A 12,796-nucleotide genomic window follows, 5' to 3' on the forward strand; every position below is an offset into this window, starting at 1 on the left:
CGAGATTCAGCCAGATTGATGCTCCCGCATAGTGTCACACAAAAGTGAGGACCCTGAATTGTCGGCACCCGCGCGCTCGTTACAGCTAGGTCTTATCCTGGCAGTATCCCTTCATGCTTTCGATGAGCTGGTTATCGCCATTGCATTGCCTACCATCGCCCGTGACTTGGGCGGCGGTGATTGGTATGGAGTGACGCTTGCCAGTTACATACTCGCCGGCCTGGTTAGCGTGGTCTGGGCCGGCAGTAGTATTGATCGTCGTGGCCCCTTGCGTATTTTCGTTGTCGGCTACAGCTTGTTTGCGGTTGGTCTTATTCTGGCAACGCTGGCTAGCAACATGTGGGAGTTCGTCGCTGCAAGAGTTATTCAAGGGTTTGGTGGTGGTATCAGCTTTACCGTGGCTTATGCGATCACAAATATTGTACTTCCCAAAGATCAGCGGCCGCGCATGGTCGCATGGCTGGACTCGGCCTGGCTGATTCCTTCTCTGCTTGCGCCTGCAATCGGTGGATACATTGTCGATTACCTGAATTGGCACTGGGTGTTCATTGCGCAGCTACCGTTTGTGCTGATCGCAGGCATTCTGCTATACCCGAGGCTTAAGCCGCTAAACAAAACACCAGCGCCGGGCAGTCAGGATTCGCGCAGAGCCATAGGCAGGGCGTTGCGCATTGCCGGTGGTGCTGGTCTTTTTGTTACTGTAATAGCACAACCGTTGAACTGGTTTTGGCTGATTCTGCTGCCACTTTCTGTTGCCCTGGTCTGGCGTCCCTTCCTGAAGGTAATGCCGCCAGGTTTTGCCACCGCCAGAGTAGGATTGGCCGCTGCGGTAATGCTGCACTTTTGGTTGTTTTATGCGTTCTACGCGGCGGAACTTTTCATGCCTTTGATTATGATTGAGTTTAGGGGACTTAGCAGTTCGGTGACGGGGTTGGCATTTACCAGCTGCGCCATCACCTGGGTCGCCGCCTCATTTTTTCAAGCGTGGCTGTGTACTAGAGTTAGCCTCTTTTATTCTCTTTTTCTGGGTATGTGTATTACAACTCTAAGCGTTGCCGCGGCAGCTTCGCTGTTACTTCCGCAAGTGCCCTATTGGGTGGTCTATCCCGCCTGGGCTGTTGCCGGTGTGGGCATGGGGATTTCCTTTAACACGGTGGTCAGCGCAACAATGGATTACACCCGTGAAGGGGAGGAGGGAGCAACCTCAACAGCAAACGGTATCGCTGGATCGTTAGCGATTGGACTAGCTGCGGGTGTCGGCGGTGCGATTATTAACCATGGTGAACAGGCAGGTGTAGGCTTTGCCTATTCTCTGGGCCTGGTGTGGGTCATGGCTGGCATTGCCTGTTTGGCTTGTTTCGGGGTGATCTGGGCCAGATTCCGGGGCGTCGACCAACCGCATTAGCTGGTCTCGCCCGGTTATCCGTTAAGTCAGTTACTTGGGAGGCATGCGAATGCCGCCATCCAGGCGTATGACTTCGGCATTCAGGTAGGGGTTGGTAATGCATTCCATCACCGCAAAGGCGAGTTCTTCGCCGCTGCCTAACCTTTTCGGAAACAATACAGATTGGCCAAGGTGGGCCTTGAATGCGTCTGAATGCTCACCTTCTCCATAGATTGGGGTGTCTATCAGGCCGGGTGCAATCGTATTGACGCGAACACCTACTGCGCTCAGGTCACGGGCGATAGGCAGCGTCATTCCAACGACACCGCCTTTGGATGCAGAGTACGATGCCTGGCCGATCTGGCCATCGAAGGCCGCGCAAGAGGCCATGTTTACGATAACGCCGCGGCTGCCATCCTCATCCAGGGGCTCTTGCTGTGCCATAGCGGCTGCAGCACGACTGAGCACATTAAAAGTACCGATCAGATTGACCTTGATAACGAAGCTGAACTTGTCCAGGTCCAATGGAACATTGCTGCGGTCAATGGTACGGCCAGGGGCGCCTAAACCAGCCGAGTTGACGCAGGCACGCAGTGGGGCAAGCGCAACCGCAGTCGCAACGGCGGCATCGGCATCGTCTGTATTGGTGACATCGCATTTGGCGAAAACACCGCCAATTTCGTCGGCGATTTGCTTGCCGCGCTCCTCGTTAAGGTCGGCAATGACAACCTTAGAGCCGGCTTCAGACAATTGGCGGGCGCAAGCTTCACCGATGCCGGAAGCACCGCCGGTCACGATGGATGAGCTTCCTTCCAGGTTCATACGTGGCATAACTAAATTTCCTCTTGAATGGAATATTGTTGTTGGGGGTTGCATGTTGGGTCAGGGGGTGAGGCCTGTCAAGACACTCGCTTCAACCCTCAAGCCCGCAGAGAGTATCGGTACGAATAATATATTTGATACCTTTTCAATGGGCTCCGAGCTGTGCGCGCAATGTTGCGGATGGTGACCGTGAGGGAAGCACAAAACTCCGCCGGCCGGCGTTTCTATGTCGGCCTCGCAAAAAGAGTCACCGCGACGGGCGGGTAAAGCCATGATTGTTGGCGTTTATCAGGAAGCGAGTCGCCCCACCGACAAAGCTGTTGCTTAGGAAAATGAGAAAAGTAGTCTGGCTGTAACGATCAGGATAAGCATTGCACTCTAGCTCCCGGTCAATGATCCGGCTACTGCCACCCAGACGAGATTGCCGTTATGACGAATGTGTCGGGGTAGGGATACAGCTACGTCCGTGAGGAACCCCATGGCTTTGCTGGCCCAATGTGGGGAGAGTGGGGTGTTCGGTACCGGGTTGATGAGTGGCAACATAGAATTGATCCATGTTGTTCACCACATGAGATCATCCGGAATGTCGTAGTCTTTGTACCAATCTTTTTCTTCCTCATTAAGCGCTGGCTCACTGCTGTCTTTGCAATCTATCACCCTGCCAGGGTCACGTTCAGCGATTTTTTCTGCCACCGGCCAGGGCACCACTTCATACTGATCCCCCTGCTTAACGATTCCCAGACGACCAGCCGATAACTGTTTTTGATCCGCCGGAGTGACGTAAATCTTTTTGACTCTGGTGCCGTCAGTAAAATTAAAACCAATGTCACCCTTGCCTTTGGCAATTTTGTTGATTTCTATCAGCTGCTTGATCTGGGCATTAATAGCCTTACGTTGGGCCTTGCTATTGAGGGCCTGGTTGAGCTCACGATCTCTTTGTGCGTTTTCCTGCAGCGCTTTGCGCGCTGCTTCCCTGTTCTCGTCAACGACTTCCAGGCCTGAGCTCTTGGCAACCCTGACCTGTTTGCGCTTTTCCTTTTCCATCTGACGGGCTTTCTTCTCATCCGTCAGTCCTGCTTTGAGCAATTGATCCTTCAGCGAACCAGCCATATATGGGTCCTTCGTGCGGTCGGGCCTATAATCGCCCGGTGATTTATCTGACTACGTCGTGCATTAAGAGACTGCGGGCTCGGCCTGTCAATCCTCAACTGAGATACTGCTGGAAGATTCCATTTTGGAACAGTAAAGTAGGCGCCCCTGTTTCTGCTGGATAACCTAAGGTCATGATAAAGCTATACGGCGCTTCTGCCTCCCCCTATGTACGCAAGGTGCTTGCAGTCCTGTCGATTAAGCAGCTGCCTTTTGAGCATATTCCGCAAATGCCTTTCGTCGATGACCCGGACTTTAGAAAAATCAGTCCTTTGGGAAAAATTCCTGCGCTGGAGGATGGAGATCTAAGCGTGGCTGACTCCAAAGTCATCTGCCAATACCTGGAAGAAGCCTATCCCACCCACCCCGCTTATCCTGAAAGTCTGCGTGAGCGCACTCGCGCTCGCTGGTACGAGGAACTGGGCGGTTCTAAAGTGACAGAAATGGCTGGGGGGATATTTTTCCAGCGTTTCATGCGACCAATGATGCTTAAACAAGAGCCTGATGATGCCCTGGTAGAGTCGATTATTAATAACCAATTGCCTCCTATGCTGGACTATCTCGAGTCACAGGTGCCGCCAGAGGGCTTCCTGTTTGACTCGCTGGGTGTCGCTGATCTCGCTTTGGCATCTCCGTTCGTCAATGCTGGTTATGCCGGCTACGAAGTTGATCAGGAGCGTTGGCCGCAGTTTGCGGCCTTTTGTGCCCGGGTTAGGACTCACGAAATTGTAGCTCCGCTGTTGCAGTCCGAGGCCAAAATGCTCGGGCTCTGATGACCGCGGATATTGACACTAAAACTGTCATAATAGTAAGCTGGCGCTTTTATTAGTTAATCTTTTTAACAAGGAGTACGGAAAAATGAAGACCCGAATAACGGAAATGCTGGGTATTGAAACCCCGATTATTTGCGGCGGCATGATGCGTGTCGGTACCGCTGAGCTCGCAGCAGCTGCGTCTAACGCCGGTGCTCTGGGTGTAATGACCGCATTGACCCAACCGACTCCTGAGGGTCTGGCCGCCGAAATCGCCAAGTGTCAGTCGTTAACCAGTAAACCATTTGCCGTAAACCTTACAGTCGGCGTGGTCGCCAGCGAAATCAATTACGATGATTACGTCGATGTCATCATCAATAGCGGCGTTAAAATCGTGGAAACTGCCGGTCGCAGCCCGGAGCCCTTCATGGAGCGCTTCAAAGCTGCGGGCATCAAGGTGGTTCATAAGTGTGTGGCTGTACGCCACGCGCTGAAGGCCGAGCGTATTGGTGTTGACGTGGTCAGCATCGATGGTTTTGAGTGCGCAGGTCACCCAGGAGAACAGGATGTAGGCGGCCTGGTGCTATTCCCTGCGGCAACGCAGGCCCTGAGTATACCCGTGCTTGCCTCGGGAGGTATCGCTGATGGTCGCGGATTAGCTGCCGCCTTGTCCCTAGGTTGTGAAGGTATCAATATGGGTACTCGTTTTTTGGTCACCCAGGAAGCGCCTATCCATGAAGGTATTAAGCAGAAAGTTGTGGAGATGGATGAGAACCAGACACGACTGATTTTTCGGAGCTACCGCAACACGGCTCGAGTCTACAAGAATACCATTGCCGACGAGGTTGCCGAGATTGAAGCGGCAGGTGGTGACTTCGGACAAGTGCATCACCTGGTCTCTGGTGCAAATCAAGAGAAGGCATGGAGTACCGGTGACATTGATGCAGGGATGGTAACCGTTGGGATGTGCGGCGGATTGATACATGATATTCCCACCTGTGAAGAACTGGTCAAGAATATTATGTCTGACGCAGAAGCGATTATTTGTGATCGCCTGGCCGGAATGGTAGCTGGATAGGCTGCTAATGTAGCCCACGTTTCAGAGGCGCCTGATAGCCTATCAGGCGCCTATGCTTTCTCGAATATCTCGCCTTTCAACTGCGGATACAAAGTCTGCAGTGAGTCCTGCACATCAGTGTCAAGGTCTTGCCATTTTTCACATAATTCGTGCCATGTGCTCACCTGGAAGGTTTTAGCGACACTGCGAAATTCAGAGCCCAGCAACTCACCGTCATAAAGGGCTTGGTTAAGGTCGAAGGCGGTTTCATTAAATAGCGACTGGCCACGGTTGACTGCCTGTAGGTAAGCCCTATTGTTTTGCTGCATCAGGGGAATGAAGGTCGCCTTGATGCAGTCAAGCAAAAGGTTCAGATCCTCACTGAGGTATAAATCACCATTGCTCTGGGCATGGTCGCCATCGCGAATAAAGCAGAGCCACTTGTAAACGCGTGGTGCGAGTTCCTGCAACAGCTCTGCTGCGCGTCCGTCGACCAGGTTCATGCTCAATTGGCCATAGGCGCTGGCGTCCGCTAGCGTAAAACGATCGCCAAGAAGATAGGGTTGAGCGGCTAGTAGATGATCCAGTGCTGCCAGGTACATTTTCCAGGCTTGATTGAGCATGGAGTGGGTCTCAGGAAACCCCTCGCGCGATGGCGGAGTGATTGCGGGCGTTAGCTCAGCATCAAACCCGCAAGGTGCGATGCTGAACAGGTACGGTAAGCGTCTTACCTGACGTGCTGCCAACTTACGCGCCAAGCGCGCTCGAAAGAAGTTTGGTATGGCGCCACGCAATTCATTAACTGTCATTTCACCCATGCGATTAGTACCGGCCGACGTCACCCAGCGGTTGTGATGCACCATGTACAAGCCAAACTCATCGAAGGCTTCATCAATTAACTGGCAGATAAAACCCAGATCCTGCGTCTTGGGCACCAGGGGTTGGTTAGATGCGCCGAGTGCGTCAAGGTGTCTGGCCAATGCGCTGGAGTCGTAGAAAAATTCCCCGTTATTAAGGCTGTAGTAAGGAACGGCGGGGTACTCGTCTAAAGTGGAAACACTATGTGGATAGCGTTTGACCCTAGCTCGGCGTTTAGCGCTACCGAGTTGCACCATTGCACGCAACGACTGAAACCTACCGCATTGGTCAGGCCAGCGCTGCCAGCTGAGTCGGGAATAATCCGCCAGAGCCTGCATCTTTAACTGAAAAGGTGAGGCCGTTAAGCCCCAGAAAGTAATTTTGCTCATATTGCTTTAATTAGTGTATTAATATGGCGCATATAGTGCCATTATATGTCGAATAAAGAAAATGGGTGGGCCAATACGATGTCGGAAACGGACACAGCTGAGACTGCTGATGGTCGCCGTATGCGCAGTGAGCGTAGCCGTCAGGCTATTATTGAGGCCGCGCTTTATCTTATGAATGAGGGTAATCTGATACCGACTGCGCAGGCAATTGCGGAGCACGCAGGCGTTGGAATACGCTCATTTTTCAGGCACTTCGCCGACATGGATACACTCTTTAACGCCGTTGATGAGCAAAGTCGCAATGCAATTGAGGCGCGCTTCCTTGGCGGAGACAGAGACGGGTCACTCGCAGATCGTATTCTGCATGCAGTCGAGCGGCATGCAGATGGATACGAGGCAGAAACCAACACAATACTATCAACTTCAGCGCAGTTATGGCGATCGGCAGTGCTCAAAAAAAACTATGCCCGTTATCAACGGGGTTTGCGTATAGACCTTAATGACTGGCTTCCAGAGTTGAACGCATTATCTCGTGGCCAGCGGGAAGCGGTGGATGCTATCGCTTCATTCGAGATGTGGCATCGGCTGCGTTATCACCAGGGTTTGAGCAAAGCGGCGGCTATAGCGATTATTTTTGACCTGCTGCTGGTGTTGATACAGCAGTGAGCTTCGGTTGGAGAGAGTGCATATGACCGAAGAGTTTGAGGAGCAGGGTGGAGCCGCCACCATGGATCCCAGCCCACTAATGCGCTGGTTAACTTCCAGAGTGGTCAGACGTATCTGCGGTACAGAAAATGTTGTAAAGCGTCGAAAGAAAGTCGAAAAGCAGCGCGTCAAATCTGGCATGGGACATGTTGTTGAATACTTCCATTACGTGGAAGACGGCTACAGCCATCTTGCATCACAAGTTCTACAGGCGTTCTCTGAGCGTTATGACATTGAGTTAATATGCCATCTAGTGATGGGCCCACAGGGTAAGAATTCGGCTGAGCCTGAACTACTATTGCGTTTGTCTCGCTATGATGCCTTTCAGGTAGCGGCTGACTACAGTTTGAATTTTCCACAGCATGAAGACGCACCGGAACCTTCACTGGTCAAGCTGGCATCGTCTATCCTGGCTGCGCAGACATCGGCAGATTTTATCGAGTGTGCCGCTCACGTCGGTGACGCACTGTGGTCGCGTGACGAGGCCCGTTTACTATCTCTCGCTGACAATCTCGGTCGCGCGACTGACGATGAGCTTGCCAGGAAACTCGATGTCGGTACCGCAAGGCGATCTAGGTTGAAGCATTATTCCGGTGCCATGTTCTATTACGGTGAAGAGTGGTACTGGGGAGTAGACAGGCTGTACCATCTCGAGAAAAGACTCGCCGGGTTAGGGGTAGACCGAGAACAAGGGCAGCCTATGGTACTGCCTCGTCCTGCCGTCGAGACCGGTGAGCTCAGGGATAATGGTAGTTTGACTCTTGAAGTTTTTCCATCACTGCGAAGCCCCTATACCTCTATCGCTTTTGATCGCGCCGTGAAGCTGGCGCAAGATACTGGGGTAAAACTCGCTGTGAGGCCGGTGTTGCCTATGGTGATGCGTGGTGTGCCGGCAACGAGAGAAAAGGGCATGTACATATTTTCCGATACGGTTCGGGAAGCCAGTGAAGCGGGTGTGCCCTACGGCAATTTTTATGACCCCATCGGCGAGCCGGTCAGGCGTTGCTACTCAATGTATCCATGGGCCTGTGAACAAGGCAGGGGTACTCAATTACTGTCTTCTTTCTTGCGAGCTGCATTCGTCCAAGGCGTGAATACCAATAGCGATCGCGGTTTGAAAAAAGTGGTAGAGAACGCGGGGCTTAATTGGGCAGAAGCAAAAAAACACATAGGAACAGGCGGTTGGGAAGAGTTATTAGAGAATAATCGTTTGGCTATGTACGACGCCGGGCTATGGGGCGTGCCCAGCTTCAGATTGCTCGATGAGCAGGGCAATTCAATTTTATCGCTGTGGGGACAAGACCGACTGTGGCTATTCTCCAGAGAGATTCAGCGTCAGCTGGCCAACCGATAGTCGGCTGGCTGACAGTCAAATTAATGCAAAAATGGAGATAAGTATGGGCTTTTCGTGTTCTACCTTGACCCTGGAAGTCGACGAGAATATTGCGACTCTGTGGTTGGACAGGCCTGAGAAGATGAATGCAATTTCATCGCAAATGTGGGCTGACTTTGTAACAGCGCTGGAGGTTGTCGGCAACAACGATGATATTCGAGCCTTGGTTATTGCGGGGCGAGGAAAGAACTTTTGTGTCGGTATTGACTTGGGATCTTTTGCTAATGTGCTAGATTTGTCTACAGCCAGTAGTTGTCTGCAACAGCTCACTCATACCCAGCTGTGCCAGAAAGCCATCAGCGCTGTTGCAGATTGCCCGGTGCCGGTTATCGCGTCGATTCATTCATACTGCCTCGGCGCGGGCGTTGACCTCGCAACCGCCTGCGATATTCGCCTGGCAGCAGAGGATGCCTCTTTCGGTGTGCGTGAGACTAAAATTGGCATCGTTGCGGATGTGGGTACTCTCCAGCGTTTACCTGGCGTTGTGGGTGACGGCCATGTGGCTGAATTGGTCTACACCGGCAAGGATATTAGCGCCGCCAGGGCAGAAAAAATTGGATTAGTGAACGATGTCTTTCCAGATGCCGACTCTGTTTATGCGGCTGCGGTTGCAATGGCGCGTGAGATCGCTGCAAATGCCCCGCTTGCTGTTCGCGGCACCAAGTTTATTCTGCAACAGGGAGAAGACATGACGACAGAACAAAGCCTGCTGTTGAATGGAATGTGGACCATGATGACATCTCTGAACTCCAGCGATATGCAAGAAGCTATGATGGCCTTTATGGAAAAACGCCCCGCAAAATTTACTGGCTCTTAAGGCTGGGTAAATGTCCCGCGCAGGGCAGCAAAAGCGATACTAATTTTTTCTGGATTTGGGCGTCGGCTTATCCTTTGGTCGGCTCTTGCTGTTGGCTCTTGTCTTAGGCCTGGCCTTGGCTTTCGTCGCAGAGGCACGTTTTTTCGCTACGGTCGGTTTTGCTTTCAGGCCCACTGCGTCTTCCAGCTCCTGCAGTGCTTCCTCCATGTAGTCAATCATACGTTGAACGTTGGGTATCGATCGGCGGCAGGCGATGATTCCAAAGTCCACGTTGTCGTTATTGGTCAGTAAGGTGATATTCATTGCCATACCGTCAGTGACAATGGACAGGGGATAAGCGCCGTTAAGTTTGGCACCGTTCCAATACATGGTTTGTTGGATGCCTGGAACATTAGAAATTGTCAGGTTATAGGGCGGTAGTTTTGATATCAGCCCCAGAGGCATTAGCAGCATGGCAGGCGATTGCATCAGCATGCTGATCAGTTCAGTTTCAGTTGAAGACATATCGCTATAATAGTTCTTACCCGCATTAATTGAAGCCTGAATGGCTGTGATGCGCTCTATCGGATCGGCGATATTAGTCGCCAGATCAACGCTGATTGCGGCCACCGCATTCGAGGCATCGAGGTCGCCCGCTTTGCGCAGCGATACCGGCACCAGGGTTTTCAGTGACTCACTGGGGAGTTCAGCATGAGTTTGCAGGTATTGCCTGAGTGCGCCGGCACACATGCCCAGGACGGCGTCATTAAAGGTGCCGTCGAAGGCCTTGGCTACGGCCCGAATTCTGGCAAAGGGCCAGGACTGGGCAACAAACCGTCGCGCGCTATCGATAGGAACATTAATGGCGCTGCTTGGTACATGAAGATGCGGCAGCGACAGGTCGCCGCCCCGACCCGCCCAGGCACCCGCGAATCCTTTTAGGGCGTGATAGACATTGGTGCCACTGTCGAATGTGGCTTTAAGCACATCGGCTACATTGCGAAGCTCTTCATCACTGTGTGCAGGTTTGCGGCCCAATTTAAGACTGTCTTTGTATTTCTCCCAGGTGGCCAGTGAAAGGGGAGACTCATCCAATCTGTAATCAGGATCAGCTGAGAGCATGCTCCGTGACAGGTGCACCGAGCGAGCGCCGTCGACGGCAGCGTGATGGGTTTTGGTGTAGACAGCGAATTGGCGATCCTCTAGGCCTTCGATCATGTGCATTTCCCAAAGCGGTCGATTGCGGTCCAGTAGGGTGCTGTGCAGACGCGAAACAAGGGTGAATAGCTCGCGGTATCTCCCGGGCCTGGGTAGCGCCGAGTGGCGAATATGATAGTCCATGTCCATCGAGGCATCTGGCTCCCAGTAGGCACTGCCGGCTAAGCCCGCGGGTCCCGTCTTAAGGCGGTCACCAAAAGGCGGTAAGAGTGACTGTGCGTTGCGCATGTTGTTGGCCAGGTCATGCAGGAATTCCTGCTCGTCGGCGCCGCCGGGCAAGGTGTAAAGACTGACCCCACCTACGTGCATCGGCATCTCCCTTTTTTCGCTCACCAGGAAGCCTTTGTCGACCATACTCAATTTTTTCATTACTTTTTCTCTGTCACTTTAGCTGTCTGAAGTTTAGACCGTATTCCATGTCTTTGTGTGCAGTCACGAATTTCTTCATTTATGTTAGCGACTCGGCTGCGCTATGGATAGCAGATACCTAAGCTTTGTGGGTCTAATCTTGTTAAACGCTGTTATTACTCCCTTCTTAACAGCGGTCATACCTCATGTATCAGTCCCATGCGGAGTATTTTTGGTTCGGCATGATCGGAAATAATTGCGACAGCGCTTCCCAGAGCAAAAGATAGGGGTTGTGTCGTTGAAAGCTATCTTCATGGCTGGAATCTTTACATACGGCCCAAATAACGACATGATTCCGGTTATTAACCGACCCCATTTTAATAAAGGAACAATCATGGCCATAGGTGTACTGGCGACAATCACTGTGCAAGAGGGCAAGAACGAAGAGTTTGAGCGTATTTTTTTGGAACTTACCGAGCAGGTTCGCGCCAATGAATCGGGAAATGTTTTTTACGCATTGCATCGCAGCAAATCTGACCCCCAGGTCTATAAGGTGATGGAGCAGTACGTAGGCCCGGCTGCTCTCGCCGAGCACGGTCAGTCAGACTACTTTCGGCAAGCGAATGAAAAGCTCGCTGGATTGGTTGCAGCTGCGCCAGACATAGAGTTACTAGATGCTGTGTAAGTTGTGTCCCGGTGCATAAAAAAGCGGTCGTTAAGACCGTTTTTTTATCCCGGATGGGCAATCGTTGATTTGAACTAGAGACCATCGCTGACTTTCACAATTTCATCAGAATTTGCAGGCAGAGAGAATAGAACCCCATCTTGACCCAGGGTGTAGTTCGGGAAAATGTCCTGGGCGCCATTGAGGTATAGCAGTTCTTGTCCTGGAATTATCAATGGTGGAACAATGTGGTAATAGATCAAGTGACCCACGCCTGCATCACGCGCAGTCTCTGCTGCTTCCACAGGACTGGCGTGATAGTCGAGGACATCGTAGGTGATCTTGGCCATGATCTGGTTTCCGGTTTCAACCGCTGCGTCGTGCATCATGTTGACCAGGTTTGGCGCCAGTCCCTCGTGCACCAGTACATCAACACCGGTGGCGAATTTTTCGATATTGGCAGACTTTACGGTATCGCCAGTAATCAGTAATGAACGACCTTTATAGCTAAAGCGATAGCCGACAGCGGGCTCAACAGGCGCATGATCTACCGCTAGTGCCTCAACCTTCAGCTGACCGTCCGATATTAGCGCTGTTAATTCACCTATGGGCGGCTTGTTAAACTGCATGGCCTTTAGCCCGGCGCCACTAAGCGGAGCCACAGTATCGCCGTGGTGATCGTGGCGATAAGTAAAATCTTGTGAGTAGGCAAGGTTGAAGCCCCTGACGACCTTTTTGATGCCCTTGGGCCCATACACGGGCAGTGGTTTGGTATTGTCTCCGCCAGCCCAGCGAATAGTGCCGGTCTCGCCCAGCCCGTCAAGGTGGTCTGAGTGGAAGTGAGTAAGGAACACAGCTTCAAGCGTTCCTGGTTGAAAGCCCATGCGTGCCAAATTCCGAACGCCATTGGTGCCGCTGTCAATCATGAATAGCCGCTGTCCGGCCGCCACTACAACACAGGGTCCGGAGGCTACAGGAGAGGGCATAGGGCCGCCTGCACCGCAAAGGCCGACGTGGAGGCCATCTGGTAGTTGGTCTAGTAGGTTGGCGCCCATTCTGCTTGGAAGGGCTTTTTCCATAGCGCGTTCGGCGATCAGGGCTCGCTGGCTATAGGCGACTGCTGCAAGTGCGGCAATAGCCGCCAGGGCGATAAAAACTTTCCTCATAATGCGTACTCTGCCAGATTGATGTGTGTTGACAAAATTAATGGTACACTTATGGCATTATAAATGCCATAAGTATGGACGTATAACTGCGCGAC

At 52.2% G+C, this 12,796-nt stretch carries 13 protein-coding genes; 7 read left to right on the forward strand and 6 right to left on the reverse strand.

All coding sequences use genetic code 11. From position 1 onward, the window contains the following. Positions 1 to 58: 58 nt before the first annotated feature. A complete protein-coding gene (locus EYC87_RS03315) occupies positions 59 to 1,405 on the forward strand; it encodes an MFS transporter (RefSeq protein WP_279251611.1) in 1,347 nt (448 codons plus the stop codon). 30 nt (positions 1,406 to 1,435) lie between these two features. On the opposite strand, the gene EYC87_RS03320 is transcribed toward EYC87_RS03315, so the two are convergent. The 3 genes from EYC87_RS03320 to EYC87_RS03330 all read right to left on the reverse strand — a co-directional run bounded on the left by EYC87_RS03320 (position 1,436) and on the right by EYC87_RS03330 (position 3,316). Beyond that, positions 1,436 to 2,215, reverse strand: coding sequence for an SDR family NAD(P)-dependent oxidoreductase (locus tag EYC87_RS03320; protein WP_040539816.1), 780 nt, complete (start codon positions 2,213 to 2,215; stop codon positions 1,436 to 1,438). 369 nt (positions 2,216 to 2,584) lie between these two features. Beyond that, complete coding sequence (locus tag EYC87_RS03325; RefSeq protein ID WP_279251612.1) at positions 2,585 to 2,749, reverse strand: hypothetical protein; 165 nt, start codon at positions 2,747 to 2,749, stop codon at positions 2,585 to 2,587. Between the two features lie 18 nt (positions 2,750 to 2,767). Further along, on the reverse strand, positions 2,768 to 3,316 hold the full coding sequence (locus tag EYC87_RS03330) for a DUF2058 domain-containing protein (RefSeq protein ID WP_007227442.1): 549 nt from the start codon (positions 3,314 to 3,316) through the stop codon (positions 2,768 to 2,770). Between the two features lie 173 nt (positions 3,317 to 3,489). Between EYC87_RS03330 and EYC87_RS03335 the strand changes: the two genes are divergently transcribed. Next, complete coding sequence (locus EYC87_RS03335; protein WP_279251613.1) at positions 3,490 to 4,128, forward strand: glutathione S-transferase family protein; 639 nt, start codon at positions 3,490 to 3,492, stop codon at positions 4,126 to 4,128. Between the two features lie 85 nt (positions 4,129 to 4,213). Beyond that, positions 4,214 to 5,185, forward strand: a complete 972-nt coding sequence (locus EYC87_RS03340; RefSeq protein ID WP_007227591.1) for an NAD(P)H-dependent flavin oxidoreductase — start codon at positions 4,214 to 4,216, stop codon at positions 5,183 to 5,185. A gap of 50 nt (positions 5,186 to 5,235) precedes the next feature. Here the strand turns inward: EYC87_RS03340 and EYC87_RS03345 are convergent, their stop codons facing one another. Next, on the reverse strand, positions 5,236 to 6,411 hold the full coding sequence (locus EYC87_RS03345; RefSeq protein ID WP_279251614.1) for a glutathione S-transferase C-terminal domain-containing protein: 1,176 nt from the start codon (positions 6,409 to 6,411) through the stop codon (positions 5,236 to 5,238). Positions 6,412 to 6,489: 78 nt separating this feature from the next. On the opposite strand from EYC87_RS03345, the gene EYC87_RS03350 reads away from it, so the two are divergent. From EYC87_RS03350 to EYC87_RS03360, 3 genes are read left to right on the forward strand one after another with little or no spacing between them, the layout of a single operon-like run. After that, positions 6,490 to 7,077: a TetR/AcrR family transcriptional regulator gene (locus EYC87_RS03350; protein ID WP_040540041.1), complete on the forward strand. Its 588-nt coding sequence runs from the start codon at positions 6,490 to 6,492 to the stop codon at positions 7,075 to 7,077. A gap of 22 nt (positions 7,078 to 7,099) precedes the next feature. Next, positions 7,100 to 8,470 carry a DsbA family protein gene (locus tag EYC87_RS03355; RefSeq protein ID WP_007227436.1) on the forward strand — a complete coding sequence of 457 codons (1,371 nt, stop codon included), beginning with the start codon at positions 7,100 to 7,102 and terminating at the stop codon, positions 8,468 to 8,470. A 43-nt stretch (positions 8,471 to 8,513) separates the two neighbouring features. Continuing rightward, positions 8,514 to 9,326, forward strand: coding sequence for an enoyl-CoA hydratase-related protein (locus tag EYC87_RS03360; RefSeq protein ID WP_007227232.1), 813 nt, complete (start codon positions 8,514 to 8,516; stop codon positions 9,324 to 9,326). 39 nt (positions 9,327 to 9,365) lie between these two features. On the opposite strand, the gene EYC87_RS03365 is transcribed toward EYC87_RS03360, so the two are convergent. Next, a complete protein-coding gene (locus EYC87_RS03365) occupies positions 9,366 to 10,892 on the reverse strand; it encodes a WS/DGAT/MGAT family O-acyltransferase (protein WP_279251615.1) in 1,527 nt (508 codons plus the stop codon). 373 nt (positions 10,893 to 11,265) lie between these two features. On the opposite strand from EYC87_RS03365, the gene EYC87_RS03370 reads away from it, so the two are divergent. Further along, positions 11,266 to 11,556, forward strand: coding sequence for a putative quinol monooxygenase (locus tag EYC87_RS03370; RefSeq protein WP_040540043.1), 291 nt, complete (start codon positions 11,266 to 11,268; stop codon positions 11,554 to 11,556). A 74-nt stretch (positions 11,557 to 11,630) separates the two neighbouring features. On the opposite strand, the gene EYC87_RS03375 is transcribed toward EYC87_RS03370, so the two are convergent. Next, complete coding sequence (locus tag EYC87_RS03375; RefSeq protein ID WP_279251616.1) at positions 11,631 to 12,701, reverse strand: ribonuclease Z; 1,071 nt, start codon at positions 12,699 to 12,701, stop codon at positions 11,631 to 11,633. Between the last annotated feature and the right edge of the window lie 95 nt (positions 12,702 to 12,796).

It is taken from the genome of Candidatus Seongchinamella marina, from assembly GCF_026262685.1.
Taxonomy (GTDB): domain Bacteria; phylum Pseudomonadota; class Gammaproteobacteria; order Pseudomonadales; family Halieaceae; genus Halioglobus; species Halioglobus marinus.